The 17,683-nt window shown below is 73.3% G+C and carries 8 protein-coding genes, 1 tRNA gene and 1 other RNA gene; 4 read left to right on the forward strand and 6 right to left on the reverse strand.

Annotated features, from left to right (window positions below):
* Positions 1-55: 55 nt before the first annotated feature.
* Together ABC270_RS13490 and ffs are read right to left on the reverse strand one after the other, a co-directional pair.
* The gene (locus ABC270_RS13490; protein ID WP_412881262.1) at positions 56-7,645 is read right to left on the reverse strand and encodes a choice-of-anchor G family protein; all 7,590 of its coding nucleotides are present in this window, start codon (positions 7,643-7,645) and stop codon (positions 56-58) included.
* A 515-nt stretch (positions 7,646-8,160) separates the two neighbouring features.
* An RNA gene (ffs, locus tag ABC270_RS13495) (signal recognition particle sRNA small type) lies at positions 8,161-8,257 on the reverse strand.
* Between the two features lie 36 nt (positions 8,258-8,293).
* Between ffs and ABC270_RS13500 the strand changes: the two genes are divergently transcribed.
* Positions 8,294-8,968, forward strand: a complete 675-nt coding sequence (locus ABC270_RS13500; RefSeq protein ID WP_412881263.1) for an NAD(P)H-binding protein — start codon at positions 8,294-8,296, stop codon at positions 8,966-8,968.
* Positions 8,969-9,001: 33 nt separating this feature from the next.
* Here ABC270_RS13500 and ABC270_RS13505 read toward each other — a convergent pair whose 3' ends face one another.
* The gene (locus ABC270_RS13505; RefSeq protein WP_412881264.1) at positions 9,002-10,198 is read right to left on the reverse strand and encodes an acetate/propionate family kinase; all 1,197 of its coding nucleotides are present in this window, start codon (positions 10,196-10,198) and stop codon (positions 9,002-9,004) included.
* A gap of 92 nt (positions 10,199-10,290) precedes the next feature.
* Entirely contained in the window at positions 10,291-12,399 is a 2,109-nt protein-coding gene (pta, locus tag ABC270_RS13510) for a phosphate acetyltransferase (RefSeq protein WP_412881265.1), read from the reverse strand.
* A gap of 123 nt (positions 12,400-12,522) precedes the next feature.
* Between pta and ABC270_RS13515 the strand changes: the two genes are divergently transcribed.
* Positions 12,523-12,610, forward strand: a tRNA-Ser gene (locus tag ABC270_RS13515).
* Between the two features lie 277 nt (positions 12,611-12,887).
* Positions 12,888-13,532 carry a hypothetical protein gene (locus ABC270_RS13520; protein ID WP_412881266.1) on the forward strand — a complete coding sequence of 215 codons (645 nt, stop codon included), beginning with the start codon at positions 12,888-12,890 and terminating at the stop codon, positions 13,530-13,532.
* A 71-nt stretch (positions 13,533-13,603) separates the two neighbouring features.
* Here ABC270_RS13520 and ABC270_RS13525 read toward each other — a convergent pair whose 3' ends face one another.
* Together ABC270_RS13525 and ABC270_RS13530 are read right to left on the reverse strand one after the other, a co-directional pair.
* Complete coding sequence (locus tag ABC270_RS13525) at positions 13,604-15,490, reverse strand: helicase HerA-like domain-containing protein (protein ID WP_412881267.1); 1,887 nt, start codon at positions 15,488-15,490, stop codon at positions 13,604-13,606.
* A gap of 150 nt (positions 15,491-15,640) precedes the next feature.
* Entirely contained in the window at positions 15,641-16,897 is a 1,257-nt protein-coding gene (locus ABC270_RS13530; protein ID WP_412881268.1) for a multidrug effflux MFS transporter, read from the reverse strand.
* 166 nt (positions 16,898-17,063) lie between these two features.
* Between ABC270_RS13530 and ABC270_RS13535 the strand changes: the two genes are divergently transcribed.
* Complete coding sequence (locus tag ABC270_RS13535) at positions 17,064-17,645, forward strand: TetR/AcrR family transcriptional regulator (RefSeq protein WP_412881269.1); 582 nt, start codon at positions 17,064-17,066, stop codon at positions 17,643-17,645.
* The last annotated feature ends 38 nt before the right edge of the window (positions 17,646-17,683 follow it).

Genomic DNA, 17,683 nt, shown 5'->3' on the forward strand with positions numbered 1-17,683 from the left:
GGTGCGGGCGTGCACCGTGCCTCCAGTCCGTCTCCTGGTCGCGTCGCGATCGGCGTCAGCCCCTGCGGCGACGCACCCCGCGGGCGAGTCGCGACAGACCGAGGAGCAGGAACCCGAGCACCACGAGTCCGGCTGCCGCGCTCGCGAGGGGTGCCACGTCGACCCCGGTGAAGGCGAGACCGCCGCCCGTCCCGACACCGCTGCCGTTGCCGGGCGCCCCCGGAGTGCCCGGAGCACCCGGGGTGCCCGGAGCACCCGGGGTGCCCGGAGCACCCGGAGCACCCGGGGTGCCCGGGGTGCCCGGCGTGCCCGGCGTGCCCGGCGTGCCCGGCGTGCCCGGCGTACCCGGCGTACCCGGCTCACCCGGCTCACCCGGTACGGACGGCGCCGCGTCCACGACGACGCGCACGGACTGCGCCGCGGACGTCGCTCCCGCGACCGTCTGCGTGACGCTGATCGTGTGCGGACCGACGAGCAGCCGGAGCACGACGCTCCAGGAGCCGTCCGCCCCCGCGGTGACCGTGACCGGCGCCCCGCCGTCGACCGACAGGGTGACGGTCGAGCCGGGGTCCGCCGTCCCGGTCACGCGCCAGTCGGTGTACCCGGCCGCGTTCGCCTGCTGGTGCGCCCCGGGCGTCGGGGCCGTGATCGCGAGCGGGTCCACCGCGGCGACCACGACCGCGACCGGCTCGGCGGCGGTGGCGACCCCGTTCACGCTCTCGGTCGCGCGGATCGTCCACTCGCCCTCCGGCAGGCGGTCGAAGGTCACGCTCCAGGTCCCCGTGGCGTCCGCGGTCGTCGTCCTCGACTGCCCGTCGGACAGGGTGACGACGACGAGTGCGCGGGGCGTCGCGGTCCCGCGGACGGTGAACGAACCGGTGTCGCCCGTGCCCGTGGCAGGGATGAGCTGACCGGGCGTCGGGCTGGTGATCGTGATGCCCGTGGGCTGCGCGACCACCACGGTGACGCCGACCGTGACCGGCCGCGAGGTGACGCCGCCGACGGTCTCGGTGACCGCGACGGTGTGGTCACCCGCGGGCACGCCCGGCACCGTGACGGTCCAGGACCCGTCACCGCCGGCGAGGGTGGTCTGCGTGCGCCCGTCGATGTCCACGCTGACGCGCGCACCGGGTTCTGCGGTGCCGGACACCGGTACGTCCGCGGTCCCGCTCGGGACCGTGAACACCTGGCCGTCGACGGGGGTCCGGACGTCGACGCCGCTCGCGGCATCCACGGTGAAGCCGACCGCCGGTGCGGACGACGACTCCGAGCCGATGCGCTGCGACGCCGCGACCGTGTGCACCCCGGTGCCGACCGACGGCACGACGACCGACCAGTCGCCGTCCTCGTCCGCGGTCGTGGTGACGGGGTCGCCGCCGTCGACACGGACGTTGACCGCCGCTCGCGGGGCCGCGGTGCCGCTCACGGTGACCGTGGTGGACCCGCCGACCACGCGGTAGACCGTGCCCTCGGCGGGGGCGGTCACGACGATGGCCTCGGCCGGTGCGACCTCGACGGTGTACGCGCGGTCGATCGGCGTCGACACCGTGCCGCCGACGACCTGCCGCACCTCGATCGTGTGGTCGCCCGGCTCCACGCCCGGGAGGGTCGTCGACCAGCGGCCGTCGCCGTCCACGAGGACCTCGACGGGCGCGCCGTCGTCGGCGACGAGGCGGACGGTCGCACCGGGGTCGCCCGTGCCGGACACGGGGACGTCGGTGGACGTCGTCCCGTTCGGCACCGTGATCGTGGCGTCGGCTGCCGGGCTGGTCAGCGTGAGCGCGCGACCGGCGGTGACGGTGAACGTGCTCGTGACCGCGGGCGAGGTGGACGCCCCGATCGTCTGGGTGGCGCGCACGGTGTGCTCGCCGGTGCCGACCGTCCCGAGGTCGACGCTCCAGGTGCCGCCCGTCGCGGTCGTCGTGACCGGGTCCCCGCCGTCGATGGTCACACGGACGGTGGCGCCCGCGTCGGCCGCGCCGGCCGCCGTGACCGCGACCTGCGAGTCCAGCTGCGCGACCCGGACCACGGTCCCGTCGCCCGGTGTGGCGATCGTGATCGGGTCCGCGACGGCGACGCTCACCCGGACCTCGACCGGCTCGGAGACGGTGTCGCCGATCCGCTGCGTGACCCGGACCGTGGTCGGGTCGCCCGCCGGCACGTCCGGCACCGAGACCGACCAGTCGCCGTCCTCGTCGGCCGTGGTGGACTCGCTGCGGCCGCCGCCGAGGTCGACCACGACGGTGGCGCCGGGCTCGGCCGTCCCGGCGACGTCGACCGTGGTGGTGGCGTCCGGTCCGGCGACGGTGTACTCCTGCCCCGCCGTCGGCTCCGTCACCGTCACCGGGTCACCGGCCACGACGACGACGTCGCGCTCGAGCGGTGTGGTCGAGGTGGAGCCGCCGACCGTCTGCGTCGCGCTGACCGTGTGCGTCGCGACGCCCAGGTCCGGGACGTCGATGCTCCACGACCCGTCCGCGCCCGCCGTCGTCCGCACCGGGTCGCGGTCGTCGACGGTGAGTTCGACGGTGGCGCCCGGCTGGGCGTCGCCCGCGACGGTGACGGTCGTGGTGGCGTCCGGTCCGGCGACCGTGACGGGGTCCGAGGGCTGCCGGATCGTGAGCACCGCCGCGGCCACGACCGAGACGGACCGCTCGACGGCGGCGCTCGTGGTGCCGCCGATCGACTGCGTCACCGACGCCGTCGACGATCCCACCGGGACGTCCTCGACGGTGGCGTCCCATGTACCGTCCTGGCGCACGGGGGCCGTGGCGGTGCGGCCGCCACCGAGGTCGACGGTCACCTCCGCACCGGGAGCGCCGGTGCCGGCGAAGTCGACGTCGGTCGTCGCGTCCTCGTCCGCGACCGTGACGGTCGTGGCCCCGGCCGGGGTCCGGACGACGAGCGGCGCACCGGCGGCGACCGTCACGTCGACGGTCACCGGCGCGGACTGCCGCCCGTCGACCGACTGCGTCGCCGTGACACGGTGGTCCCCGACCGGCACGTCCGTGAACGTGTGCGTCCAGTCACCGTCCGCAGTGCTCGTCACCGTCTGCGACGCTCCCGTGGAGAGCCGGACGGTCACGTCCGTGTCCAGCTGCGCCGTCCCCGTCACCGTCACGTCGACGGTCCCGGTGGCGTCCGCGACGGTGATGGTCGCGTCGTCCTCGGGCTCGGTGATCGCGAGCGCCGCGGCTGCGCGCACCTCCACGGTCTGCTCCGGACTGGAGGCAGTGGTGCCGCCCACGGTCTGGGTCGCGACGAGCGGGTGGTCGCCCTCCGGCACGGCGGTGAAGACGACCGTCCAGTCGCCGTCGTCGTCCGCGGTGGTGGTCAGCTCGTCGTCGGCGAGGGTCACCCGCACCGGGGCACCGGGGTCGGCGGTGCCGACGACCGTCACCGGACGGGTGTCCCCGGCGTCCGGCACGTACAGGATCCCGGCGCCCGGCGACGTGATCTCCACGGGGTCGGCGGCCTCGAGCGTCACCGTCCGCTCCGCCGGCGTGGACGTCGCGCCCGCGACCTCCTGGGTGACCGACACGGTGTACGCACCGACGCCGAGGTCCGGCAGGGTCACCGACCAGGACCCGTCGCCAGCGGCGGTCGTGGTGCGGTCGTCCTGCTCGGGCACCGACAGGGTGACCGTCGCGCCGGGCTGCGCCGTGCCCGTGACGCGCACGTCGCGCGTGACGTCCTCGCCCGCGACGCGGATCGGGTCGGTCGTCGGTGCGGTGATCCGGACGGGCGCGGCCGTGACGACCTGGAACGTGGTCGGGATCGCGCTCGTGCTCACGCTGCCGACGGTCTGCGTCGCGTTGACGGTGTGCGTGCCGGTCGGCGCGATGCCGGTCGCGGTGACGGTCCACGCGCCGCTGGTCGGGTCGGCCGTCGTCGTGAGGGCAGTTCCGCCGTCCACGGAGACCGACACCGCGGCGCCGGGTTCGGCCGTGCCGGTGATCGGGACCGTCGCGCGGGCGTCCTCGTCGACGACGACGATGCGCGTGCCGACGGGCGGGGTCTCGATCGTGATGGCCGTCCCGGGCACGACCGAGAAGGCACGGGAGACGGTGTCGCCCTGCGTGCCGTTGACGGTCGCGACCGCGGTGACGATGTGGTCGTCGGTGTCGAGCCGGACGCTGCCGGTCGCCGGTGCGGTCCAGCGTCCGTCCGGGCCCGCCGTGACCTCGATCGGGTCACCGTCGTCGAAGCGGACCGTGACGGTGGCACCGGGTTCGGCGGTGCCGGTGGCGACGACCGGAGCCGAGCCACCGGGGCCGGCCGCGATCTCGGCGTCGGCGACCGGTGTGTCGATGGCGACCGGGGCGCCGGCGACGATCGAGAAGTCCCGGTCGACGGGCTCGGACGTGGCGCCGCCGACGGTCTGCGTGACCCGCACGGTGTGGTCGTCGACGTCGACGTCGGGCAGGGTCACCGACCAGGTGCCGTCGTTGCCCGTGGTCGTCGTCACCACCGCGCCGCCGTCGAGCCGGACGTCCACGTCGGCGTCGGGCTCGGCCGTACCGGAGACCCTGACGTCGATCGTTGAGTCGGCGGTGGCGACGGTCGTGCTGCTGTCCTGCGTCGGCGTCGTGACGGTCAGTGCCGCGGCGGCCCGGACGGTGAGGGTCCTCGTGACCACCGGCGAGGTGGTGTCGCCGACCGTCTGCGTGGCATTGAGCGTGCGGATCCCGACCGGCACCCCGGCCACGCTGAGCGTCCAGTCGCCCTCGTCGTCGGCGGTCGTGCTGGCCGTGAGCCCCGAGCCGAGGGAGACGTCCACGGTGGCGCCGGGCTGCGCCGTGCCGGTGACGCGGAGGTCGGTCGTGTCGTCGGCGGTGAGCACCGTCAGCACGGCACCGTCCGCGGGCGCGGTCAGCACGAGGGGTGCACCCGTCGCGACGGCGAAGTCGCTCGACACGGGGTCCGACGTCGTGCCGGCGACCGTCTGCGTCGCGGTGGCGGTGCGCTCCCCCACGGGGACGCCGGCGAAGGTGGCGCTCCACCGGCCGTCGTCGCCCGCGGTCGTCGTCGCCGCGAACGCTCCGCCGATCGAGACCGACACCCGGGCTCCCGGAGCAGCGGTGCCGCGGACCGTCACGGGTGTGGTCGAGGTCGGGTCGGCCACACGGATCGTGCTGCCGTCCGCGGGTGCGGTGATCGTCAACCGCTCGGCGGCCGTGACGGTGAACGCGCGACGCACCGGCTCGCTCGTCGACCCGCCGACGGTCTGGGTCACGGCTGCGTCGTACGAGCCGGCCGGCACGTCCGGCACGGTCGCCGACCACGATCCGTCCGCCGCAGCCGTCGTCGTCGCCGTGCGGCCGCCGCCGAGGTCGACGTCGACCGTGGCCCCAGGCTGCGCCGTCCCGGACAGGACGACCTCGCGGGTGGTGCCGGCGAGCGGGAGGTCCTGCCCAGCGCTCGGCGACGCGATCGTCAGGTCAGCTGCCTGCACGACGCGGAAGGACCGGGTGACGGGTGCGGACGTCGAGTCCCCGACGGTCTGGGTCACGCTGGCGGTCCAGCTGCCGGTCGGCAGGTCCGCGACCGGGACGCTCCAGGACCCATCGGCCGCGACGGTCGCCGACCCCGTGCGCCCGCCACCGAGGTCGACGTCGATGCGCGCACCGGGCGTCGCCGTACCGGTGACCGTCACCGTGGTCGAGGCCCCCGCGATGGTGAACGCCTGGCCGGCGGTGGGCGTCGTGACCACGAGCGGCTGCTGTGCGACGACGGTGAAGCGCTGCGAGGCGGTGCCCGCGGCCGTGCCTCCGACGGTCTGCGTCGCGGTGGCCGTGTACTCGCCGGTCGGCACGTTCGCGACCGTCGTCGTCCACGTGCCGTTCGCCGCGACGGTCGCGGTACCGGTGCGGCCGCCGCCGAGGTCGACGCGGATCGTCGCGCCGGGTTCGCCCGCACCGCTCACCGTGATGCTGCGCGTCGCGGCCGCGGTGGGCACGCTGAACTGCTGCCCCGCGGTCGGCGCGGTGATCGTCGGCGTCGCGAAGGCCGCGGCCCGGACGGTCGAGGTCGCGAGGTCGACGGTCGCCACGTTCGCGCCGGGCAGGACCGACAGCCGGAGGGCGTGCACGCTCCGAGCGCCGGTGTCGTAGCCGCGGCCGTCGCGGAAGCCGGTGCTCGTGTCCTGCGCGTTCACCGTGAGGTCGACGACCTGGCGGAGGAGCAGCACGACCGGTGCGAGCGTCCGCGCGACCGCGGTCGTCGTGGCCCGCAGCGCGGTCCCGAGGTCGTCGAGTGCGGTGCCGGTCACGAGCGGTCGGACGAGCGTCTGCGCTGCCGGGATCACGAGCGAGGTGATCGCCGGGGTGAGGAGCGTGCCCAGGAGCGACAGCGCGAGCGGGCCGCCCGTCATGGTCGTCGTCGGCGTGCCGGGGGCGGTGCCGGCGAGCTGCCCGAGGGTCGAGTCCACCCGGATGGTGATCGGGTCGAGGGCCCCGACCGCGGTGCGGACGTTCGCCGCGACGTCGATGCGCACGGCGGTCGAGTTGATCGTGTTCACCACGGCCGTCCGCAGCGCCGTCGGCAGCTGGGTCCCGAGGATCGTGGCGATGCTCTGGTTGATCGACGCCACCGCCGCGTCCGTCAGCACCGGTGTGTTCGCCGGCTGGCCGTTGAGCGCCGTGAGCTTGTCGAGGTCGACGGTGATCGCGCCGGTCGACGGGGTGATCGTCACCGCGCCGTCGGTCAGGGGCTGGGCGAGCACCTGCGTGAGGGTGTCGTCGAGGTTGAGGTTCACCGACGCCTTGACCGTGGTGCCGTCGACGTTCACGAGCGCGCCGAGCGCGGTGGTCCGGAGGAGGCGTTGGAGTTCGGCCGTGAGACCGGTCGTGACGCCGGAGAGCGCCCCGTTGGCGCCGACGGTCGTGTTCACCGTGGTCGAGAACGACCGGAGGTCGCTCCGGAGCGACGTGCTCAGCCCGGCGACCGCGGGGCTTGTGAGGTCGAGCCGTGCGCTGGCGATCCGGTAGTCGCTCGACGTCGTCACGGTCGCCCCGCGCGTCGCGGTGATCGTCGAGGCGAGCGCGCCGACCTGCAGCCGTCCGGTCGAGAGGACCGACGTGTCCGCACCCACGCGGGACAGCAGCGGACGCAGGTCGAGCGTCGCCGCGTTCGTGCCGGTCCCCGATCCCACCCCGATCGCACCGTCGTCGGTCAGGAGCCCGGCCGAGGCGGTCGCTCCGGTCGCCGAACTGCGGGCGTACTGCCCGTCCACGCCGAGCGTCAGGATGCCGTTCGACCCGAGCAGGTCGAGGTTGTTCCCGAGTCGAACCCCGAGCGCGTTCACGGCGGTGAGGTCGAGCGGCTGGCTCGTGGTGCCGCCCCCGCTCGTCGCGGCCCGGGCGGAGTACGCCCCGCCGAGCCGTGCGATCGAGTCGACGTCGACGATGCCCGAACCCCCGAGCAGGACCCCCTCGGCCTCGGCGACGTCGGACTGCGCTGCCGTCGCCGGGTGGATCGCCACGGCGGCGGCGACCAGCGCCGTCACCGTGGCGACGACAGCACCGCGCAGCAGTTGGCGCCGGTCGCGCGGTGATCGTCGTCGAGCACGCCTCCCGGCATCCTCGATCCGTCGTTCCCCGATGCCCGCCACGACGGTACGCCGCGACGACACGTGCTCGCGCATGCGTGTCCCGTTCCTGGCGGGCGCACCCGCCACCTGATCCTCGGAACTCCCCCGCTGGTGAGGCGGTGGAGGGTCGGAACCCTGGTTGGGGGTTCCTGGGACCGATCTTCACACACGATCAGGAATCTGTCCGCGGGCCGTGACGAAACCGTCACCGGACCGCGCCGGGCGCGCGAAACGATCGGCGCTCGAAACGGTCGGCGCACGGGAAGACTCCCCACGCACCGCGCACTGAGGAAGCGCAGCCCCGGTCACCCCGTCGGCGCACGAAAAGACTCCCCACGCACCGCGCACTGAGGAAGCGCAGCCCCGGTCACCCCGTCGGCGCACGAAAAGACTCCCCACGCACCGCGCACTGAGGAAGCGCAGCCCCGGTCACCCCGTCGGCGCACGAAAAGACTCCCCACGCACCGCGCACTGAGGAAGCGCAGCCCCGGTCACCCCGTCGGCGCACGAAAAGACTCCCCACGCACCGCGCACTGAGGAAGCGCAGCCCCGGTTACCCCGTCGGCGCACGAAAAGACTCCCCACGCACCCGCCAGAGCCCGGTTACCCTTGCTGCGTTTCCGCCCTGGGGGAGTTGGCCTGGATGGCGTCACGTGGGGAGCCTCCGGAAGTCTACCGGACGCGACGGGCAGTATCGGACACATGAAGATCGCCATCGCCGGAGGCCACGGGCAGATCGCCCTCCTCCTCGCCCGTCAGCTCACCGATGCCGGACACGACGCCGTCTCGATCGTCCGGAACCCCGCCCACGTCCCGGACGTCGAGCAGCAGGGCGCCACCGCGCTCGTGGCCGACCTCGAGCAGCTCGACGACGACGAGCTCGCGCTGCGGCTCCGAGGGGTCGACGCGGTGGTGTTCGCTGCGGGTGCCGGCCCGAACAGCGGAGCCGAACGGAAGCTCAGCGTCGACCGGGACGCAGCGCTCCTGCTCGCCGACGCCGCGGAACGCCTCGGCATCCAGCGTTACGTGATGATCTCCGCGATGGCGGCGGACAGCTACGACCCGGAGCGGGCCGTCGTCCCGGCGCAGAGCGACGCCGACGTGTTCCAGGTCTACCTGCGGGCGAAGTCCGAGGCCGATGCGAACATCCGTGCCCGGAACCTCCGGTGGACGATCATCCGCCCCGGTGCGCTGCTCGACACCCCGCCGCAGGGCACGGTGGACGTCGGTCGGACGGTCCCCCGCGGCTCGATCCCCCGGGCTGACGTCGCCGCACTGGCCCTGCACGCGCTCGTCGACGACCTCGCGGTGGGGGTGCAGTTCGAGGTGACGAGCGGCAACACCCCGATCCCGGCAGCGCTCGCCGCGCTCAGCTGACGTGCGCGGCGGCGCGGTCGCGCCGCCGCGCCGCTACAGTGCGACCGCAGCCGACTGCCGGGCGATCTCGAGCTCCTCGTTCGTCGGGATGACGAGCACCGCGACACGTGAGGCGTCCGTGGAGATGCGGCGGGCCTCCCGGGAGGCCAGCTCGTTGCGGTCCGGGTCGATCTCGATGCCGAGGTGCTCCAGCCCGGCGAGCACGCGCCGACGCAGCAGGGCGTTGTTCTCCCCAACCCCCGCGGTGAAGACGACCGCGTCGAGCCCGCCGAGCTGCGCCGTGTACGCGCCCACGTACCGGCGGATGCGGTGCCGGTACACGGCGAGCGCCGCCTCGGCGACCTCGTCGCCCTTGGACGCCGCGTCCTGCACGTCGCGCATGTCCCCGTTGCCCGTGAGCCCGAGCAGACCGGAACGCTTGTTGAGGATGTCGTCGAGCTCGTCGAAGTCGAGCCCGGCCTCACGGTGGAGGTGCACGAGGACCGCGGGGTCGAGGTCGCCGGAGCGGGTGCCCATCACGAGGCCCTCGAGCGGGGTGAGGCCCATCGAGGTCTCGATCGACCGACCGCCGTCGATCGCCGCCGCGCTGGCCCCGTTGCCGAGGTGCAGCACGATCGTCTTCAGCTCGGACAGCGGGCGGTCGAGGAACACGGCCGCCTGCTCGGACACGTACTTGTGGCTCGTACCGTGCATGCCGTACCGACGGATCCCGTACCGCTCCGCGAGGTCCGACGGGATCGCGTACGTGTAGGCGTGCGGCGGCATCGTCTGGTGGAACGCGGTGTCGAACACGGCGACGTGCGGCACGTCCGCGAACACCTGCTTCGCCGCGCGGATGCCCTCGAGGTTCGCCGGGTTGTGCAGCGGTGCGAGGGACGACAGGTCCTCGATCTGCTGCTCGACGTCGGCCGTCACAACGGTGGCGGCGTCGAAGGTGGTGCCGCCGTGCACGACGCGGTGGCCGACGACTGCGGGCGGGTGTTCGTCGAACGACGGTCCGACCTTCCCGAAGGCGTCGAGCATCGCCTGGAACCCAGCGGCGTGGTCCGGCACGCTCGCGGCGTCGTTCGAGGAGGACTCCCCCGTGATCGCGTTCGTGTGCTTCCAGGCCCCGGCGGACTCGCCGATGCGCTCGACGAGGCCGGACGCGAGGGTCCGCTCGTCGTCGAGCTCGATGAGCTGGTACTTGAACGAACTCGATCCGGAGTTCACGACGAGGGCTGCGGTCACGGGTGGGTGCCTTTCCGTTCGGACTGGAGGCGCGGTGCGCGGATGGTGGGTCGGCTCACGCCGCTGGGTGGCTGGCCGGGTGCGGCGCCGGATCAAGCGGGTTCCGTCGCGGTGCCGGCCTGGATGGCCGTGATAGCGACGGTGTTGACGATGTCGCTGACGAGCGCACCGCGGGAGAGGTCGTTGATCGGCTTGCGGAGGCCCTGGAGCACCGGGCCGATCGCGACCGCGCCGGCCGACCGTTGCACGGCCTTGTACGTGTTGTTGCCGGTGTTGAGGTCGGGGAAGATGAACACCGTCGCCTTGCCCGCCACCGGGGAGTGGGGCATCTTCGTGCTCGCGACCGTCGGGTCGGCGGCCGCGTCGTACTGGATCGGGCCCTCGACGAGGAGGTCCGGGCGGCGCTCGCGGACGAACGCCGTACCCGCCCGCACCTTGTCCACGTCGGCTCCGGAGCCGCTGTCGCCCGTCGAGTAGCTGAGCATCGCGACCCGGGGGTCGATGCCGAACTGCGTCGCGGTCTCGGCCGAGGAGATCGCGATGTCGGCGAGCTGCTCGCTCGTCGGGTCCGGGATCACCGCGCAGTCCCCGTAGACGAGCACCCGGTCGGCGAGGGCCATGAGGAACACGCTCGACACGATCGAGGTCTCCGGGCGGGTCTTGATGATCTCGAAGGACGGCCGGATCGTGTGCGCCGTGGTGTGCTTCGCCCCGGAGACCATGCCGTCGGCGAGGCCGAGTTGCACCATGAGCGTGCCGAAGTACGAGACGTCGGTGACGGTGTCGCGGGCGAGCTCGACGGACATGCCCTTGTGCGCCCGGAGTCGGGCGTACTCCTCGGCGAAGCGCTCCCGGAGCTCGGGGTCGAACGGGCTGAGGAGCTGCGCCTGCTCGAGGTCGAGGCCGAGCTCGGTCGCGCGGGCCCGGATGGCCGCCGGTTCGCCGAGGATCGTGATCCGGCAGACCTGGCGCGCGAGGAGCGTCGACGCTGCCCGCAGGATGCGGTCGTCGTCGCCCTCGGGCAGGACGATGTGCTTGCCGTACCCGCGCGCGCGGTCGAGGAGGCCGTGCTCGAACATGAGCGGCGTGACGACCCCGGACGGCGTGACCTGCAGGCGGTCGCGGAGCTCGTCGGCGTCGACGTGCTGCTCGAACAGCGCCAGTGCGAGGTCGGCCTTGCGCGGTGAGTCGGCGGCGAGCCGGCCCCGGGTCTGGGTGATGCGGAGCGCCGTGTCGTACGTGCCGAGCGTGTTCTGCGCGATCGGCAGGGAGCTCGACAGGCCCTCGAGCAGCCGCGAGATCTGCGGCGCCGTCTCGAACCCACCGTTCAGGATGACCCCGGCGAGGCTCGGGAACGTCTCGGACTGGTTCGCGAGCAGCATGGCGATGAGGACGTCGCTGCGGTCCCCCGGGACGACGACGATGCCACCCTCGATGAGCCGTGGCAGGACGTTCTCCATGCTCATCCCGGCGACGACGGTGCCGAGGGCTTCACGGTCGAGCAGCGCCTCGTCGCCGCGGACCAGCGTGGCGTCGGTCGCCTCGAGCAGGGCACGGACCGTCGGCGCCACGAGCACCGGGTCCTCCGGGATCGCCCAGACCGGGACCCCGGCGTGGTCGTCGTGCACGGCGGCGCCGACGCTCGTCACGATGTCGGCGAGGCGGTCGGGGTCCGCTCGGTTGACGACGACGCCGAGGAGCTGCGCGTGTGCCGCCCGGAGTTCGCTCGTCGTGACGTCCGCCACCTGGGCCATGGCCTCGGGCGTGCGGGCGCCTCGGTCGGCGGAGTCGCGTCCGCCGAGCACGAGCAGCACGGGAGCACCGAGGTTCGTCGCGACCTTGGCGTTGAACGACAGCTCGGTGGGGCTGCCCACGTCCGTGTAGTCCGACCCGAGGACCACGACCGCGTCGCACTGCTGCTCGACCTGGGCGAACCGCCGGAGGATCGTCGCGACCGCGGCGTCCGGGTCGGCGTGCACGTCGTCGTAGGTGACCCCGACCGCGTCGTCGTAGGAGATGCCGACCGCAGTGTGCTGGAGCAGGAGTTCGAGCACGTAGTCGGGCTCGTGCACGGACCGCGCCACGGGCCGGAACACGCCCACCCGGCCGACCGTGCGGGCGAGCGTCTTGAGGACTCCGAGGGCGACGGTGCTCTTGCCCGTGTGCCCCTCTGCGGACGTGATGTAGATGCGGGTCGACACGGATCCAGGGTAGCCGTCGGTCATGTCCCGACATCCGGGCGGATTCCCATCTGTGGATGCGCATGGTCATCCACACCCCCGCGGACCTGTACCATGGGGTGTCGTCACCGCGAGGTGGCGCCTGGAGGATTCGCCTAGTGGCCTATGGCGCACGCTTGGAAAGCGTGTTGGGTGCAAGCCCTCAGGGGTTCGAATCCCCTATCCTCCGCCATCACCTTCGAAAGCGCGAGACCGATCAGGCCTCGCGCTTTCGTCGTCCCGGCCCGAGTGCGCCGCCCGGTCCCCCACCTTGTGGACCGCTCCGCACCCCGATCCGCGTGCGGTGGCCAGGACACGCCGCCGCGGGGTGGAACGGGCTGTCCCCGATACCCGTCGGTCGCCTATGCTGGCCGGACGGTGTCCCCGGGACGGGACGCCACGGGACACGAGCGGCAGGGGCGTCGCTCGGCAGCGTGAGCCGCTGTGCCCGCATCTCAGGAGGATCCGACGTGGGGGACATGACTGCGCAGGCGGCGGTACGACCGCGTGTCCGGACCTACGACCTCGTCGTCCGTCCCCGGAGCGCGCTCGTCCGGTCGACCGCCCTGAGCATCGCCTTCTCCGCCGTCCCCCTCGCCGTCGCCCTCGTCTGGGTGTCCTTCCCGTTCCGACTGTGGGCGCTCATGGCCGCGATCGTCGTGCTCCTCGCCGTCGTCGTGGGTGCGGCGGTCGTCCGGCTCGGCACGGCCTACGTCGGCGTCGACGCCACCACGGTCGACGTCCGCGGTGTGCTCTCCGCGAGCCGCCGGATCCCCCGTGACGCGGTCGACCGGATCCTGCTCGTCGAGACGTACGGCGCATCCGTCGATCGGTCGGTCCGCGAGCTCGTGGCGTTCGCCGCGGACGGCTCGCACCTCTTCCGGCTGCGGGGCGACGTCTGGGGCGACGCCGGGCTCGACCGCGTCGTCGACGAACTCGGCGTGACCGTGACGGAGGAGCCGAAGCCCCTGTCCTCGCGTGAGTTCGCTCGGCGCTGGCCCTCGAGCCGCGCGTGGTACGAGCGCTCCCGGGCGTTCATCGTCGTGGGGCTGCTCGCGGCGCTCGTCGTCGGCGGCCTCCTCGTCGTCGAGACCGCCGGCCTCCTCACCGCCTGACCCGACGGCAGCCCGCTCAACGAGCCGCCCGCCCGGCAGCCCGCTCAACGAGCCGCCCGCCCGCCCGACGCTCAGCGGCGCCGGCGCAGCGTCGAGAAGATGCCCTGCACGACCTCCTTGGCGATGGTCCGACCGAGCCCGGACCCGAGCAGCTCCGACAGGGGGTCACCCGCCTTCCGGGACGTCGTCGTCCGGGTGCTCGACCGACCCGACCGCCGCGACGCGGCAGCACGCTCGGCCCGCTCGAACTCCCGCTGCGCCTTCTCGTACTCCTTCTGCGCCGCCGCACGGTCACGCTCCTCCTGCTTCGCCTTCGCGGCCGCCTCCTTCGCCGCTGTGGCCTGCGCCCGCGCGGCCTCCTTCTCGGCCTCGGCGGCGGCTGCCGCGGCGGCCTTCGCCGCGTCGGCGGCGGCCGCGTCCGCGGCGGCCGCCTCCATGCGGCGGGCGAGCATCTCGTGTGCCGAATCAGGGTCGACGCGGGTGCCGTAGGTGGCGAGGAGCGGCGACGACTGCACCCGCGCCTCCAGGTCGGCTGCCGGCATCGGGTCCATCGATCCCTGCGGGGCACGGAGCCGGGTCCAGGCCACCGGGGTCGGCGCCCCCTTCTCGTTCATGACGGTGACGATCGCCTCGCCGGTGGCGAGCGACGTGAGGACCTCGCCGAGGTCGTAGTCGCTCGACGGGTACGTCGACACCGTCGCCCGGAGGGCCTTCGCGTCGTCCGGGGTGTGCGCGCGCAGTTGGTGCTGGATCCGCGACCCGAGCTGCGCGAGCACGTCGTTCGGCACGTCCTTCGGGGTCTGCGTCACGAAGAAGATGCCGACGCCCTTCGAGCGGATGAGCCGGACGGTGCGCACGATCTGGTCGGTGAAGTCCTTCGAGGCCCCGTCGAACAGCAGGTGCGCCTCGTCGAAGAAGAACACGAGCTTCGGCTTGTCCTGGTCGCCGACCTCGGGCAGCTCGTTGAAGAGGTCCGCGAGGAGCCACATGAGGAACGTCGAGAACACCTGCGGCTGGTCCTGCACACCCGGCACCTCGAGCAGGCTGACCACGCCTCGGCCGTCCGCGGCGGCCCGGAGGAACACCTGCGTGTCGATCTCGGGCTCGCCGAAGAACTGGTCGGCACCCTGGTCGGCGAAGGTGATGAGCTCGCGGAGGATCACGCCGGCGGTCTGCTTCGACAGCCCGCCGAGCTCGGCCAGCTCCTCCTTGCCGGCGTCGCTGACGAGGAACGTCAGCACGCTCCGGAGGTCCGAGAGGTCGACGAGCGGCAGCCCGGCCTGTTCGGCGTAGTGGAAGACGAGTCCGAGCGAGGACTCCTGCGTCTCGTTGAGCCCGAGCACCTTCGACAGCAGCAACGGTCCGAAGCCGGACACCGTCGCGCGGATCGGGACGCCGGTGCCCTGCCCGCCGAGGCTGTAGAACTCGGCCTCGCTCGCGACCGCCTGCCAGTCCTGCCCGATGCCGACGGTGCGGGCGAGGAGCTTCTCGCTGCTCGTGCCCGGCACTGCGAGGCCGGACAGGTCGCCCTTGACGTCTGCGGCGAACACGGGGACGCCGTTCGCGGCGATCTGCTCGGCGAGCAGCTGCAGCGTGCGGGTCTTGCCCGTGCCCGTCGCGCCCGCCACGAGGCCGTGCCGGTTGAGCATGCCGAGCGGGATCCGGACCTGCACGTCGGGCAGCGCCTGGCCGTTCACGAGGGCGCCGAGTTCGAGGGAGCTGCCGGCCACCCGGTAGCCGTCACGGACCGCCGACACCGCGTCCGGTCCGAGCGGCCCGGTCGCGTCCGTGGACGCCGGTGCACTGCCGGGAGGCACGGGGCCGGTCCCCGACGCCGCCAACGCTGCCGCGAGCTCCTCGGCCCGTGCCGCCGCCTCGTCGGCGAGCCGCCGCGCCTCGTCCGCCGCGGCCTTCGCAGCCGCTGCCGCCGCCCGTGCCTGCTCCACCGCGTCGCTCATGCGCTCAGCATACGAACGCGAGCACGAGTCGGTCCGGTGCCCTCGCGCGCCGCTGTCGGACGACACGGTCGACGTCGTCCGACGACGGTCACGTCGTTCGACAGCGACGGCCAGCGCAGCCGCGACCGGGGCGGCGCGCGCAGCGCCGCGTCAGTGCGAGAGCGCCGGCACCGTCCGGGGCCGGACGACCACCCAGAGCAGCGTGATCGCGACGGCGGACGTGCACGCCATCACGGCCGCCATCGGCGCCGCGGTGGTGATGCCGAGCCACCCGACGATGGGCGAGATGAGCCCGGCCACGCCGAAGTTCAGGGCACCGAGGAGTGACGCTGCGGTGCCCGCCTCCTTGCCGTGGGCTGCGAGGCCGATCACCTGCACGAGCGGGAACGAGAACCCGCAGGCGGCGATGAAGAACCACAGCGGCACGAGCACCCCGACGAGCCCGGCGCCGAGCAGGTCGAGCACGATGATCGCCACGGCGGCGAGGAACAGCGTCGCGGTCGAGCACGCCAGGATCCACTGCGGGCCGACGCGCTGCGCGATGCGGGACGAGATCTGCACGCCGAGCACGACGCCGATCGAGTTCACCGCGAAGAGCAGGCCGTACTGCTGCGCGTTGAGGTCGTACACCTGCTGGAAGAGGAACGGCGACGCGCTGAGGTAGGAGAACAGGCCGCTGAAGACCATCGCGCCGATGAGGGCCACGCCGACGAAGATCCGGTCGGTGAAGAGCGCACGGTAGCGCTGGCCGACGCTCGAGTGCCCGGCCTCGTGCCGACGAGCCGGCGGCAGGGTCTCGACGATGAGCAGGAGCGAGGCGATCACCACGGCGAGGCCGTAGCACGCGAGGAAGACGAAGATGCCGCGCCAGCTCGTGAAGCGGAGCATCTGCGAACCGATGAGCGGAGCGAGGATCGGCGCGAGACCGTTCACCATCGCCAGGCGGGACAGCATGCGCACGAGGGGCTTGCCGCCGAACAGGTCACGCACGGTCGCCATGGCGACCACACCGCCGGCTGCGGCCCCCATGCCCTGCAGCACGCGGAACAGCCCGAGGAGCTCGATGTCGGGTGCGGTCGCCGCCCCGACGGAGGCGAGGACGTGCACGCTCGTGGCGACGATGAGCGGGAGCCGACGACCGACCTTGTCGCTCCACGGCCCGACGAGCAACTGCCCCATCGCGAAGCCGAGCGTCGTCGCGGTGAGCGTCAACTGCACGGCGCCGTCGGTGACGCTGAACTGCTCCTTCAGCGCGGGGAACGCCGGCAGGTACAGGTCGATGGTGAACGGCCCGAGCGCGGTGAGGGCGCCCAGGACGAAGACGTAGACGAGGCGCTGCCCACGGGAGAGCGAGTCCCCCGGGTGCAGGACGACGCGGAGCGAACCGGTGGTGGCGGGCGCGGTCACGAGCAGGGTCCTTCGACGGTGAGGAGGGGTGGCGGCGGGAGCACGGACCCGACTCGAATCGATTCGTCCGCGGAACCATCCTAACCGCACCTGTGCGTCCCCTGACATGCGGTACGTTCGGACTGCCCGGCGGACCGGGCGATCTGGACAGAAGGGGGTGGGTGTCATGGTGGACGCCCGGATCCTGCACACGACCGCGGCCCTGCGCGAAGCGATCCTGCGCCTCGCCGCCGATCGTCCCGTGTCGAGCATCACCGTCGCCGACGTCACGCGCGCCGCAGGCATCAACCGCGCGACGTTCTACTCGCACGCGGTCTCCCCCGGCTCGCTGCTCGCCGACGTGCTCACGCCCGAGCTCGACCGCATCCGCGACGACGACGCCGCCGCCCGTCGCGCCGCGTTCGAGCGCGGCGCCGATCCGGACGAGCTCGAGGCCATCACCCGCCGCGGCATCGACGCCGTCGTGGAGCACGTCGTCGCGTACAAGGACATCTACGGCAAGGCCCTGCCGGACCCGGAGGACGGCTCCCTCCACCGCCTCCTCGTCGACCACTTCACGGTCTCGAGCGCGCAGCACATCCGGGAGCTCCCGGTCGAGGGTCGGCCCGATCTCCTCGACGACGTCGCGGCCGGGTTCGTCGCCCAGGGCTTCGTCGGCGCGATCGAAGCGTGGCTCGCCGGCCCTCGGCGGTCACGGAAGGCGCTCGTCCGGACGATCACGCTGTCGTTCCCGGCCTGGTGGCGCTGACACGTCGCCCCGCGCCGCGCGCGCAGCAGACGGGAGGC

This window comes from Curtobacterium phoenicis, from assembly GCF_047238015.1.
Lineage (GTDB): Bacteria > Actinomycetota > Actinomycetes > Actinomycetales > Microbacteriaceae > Curtobacterium.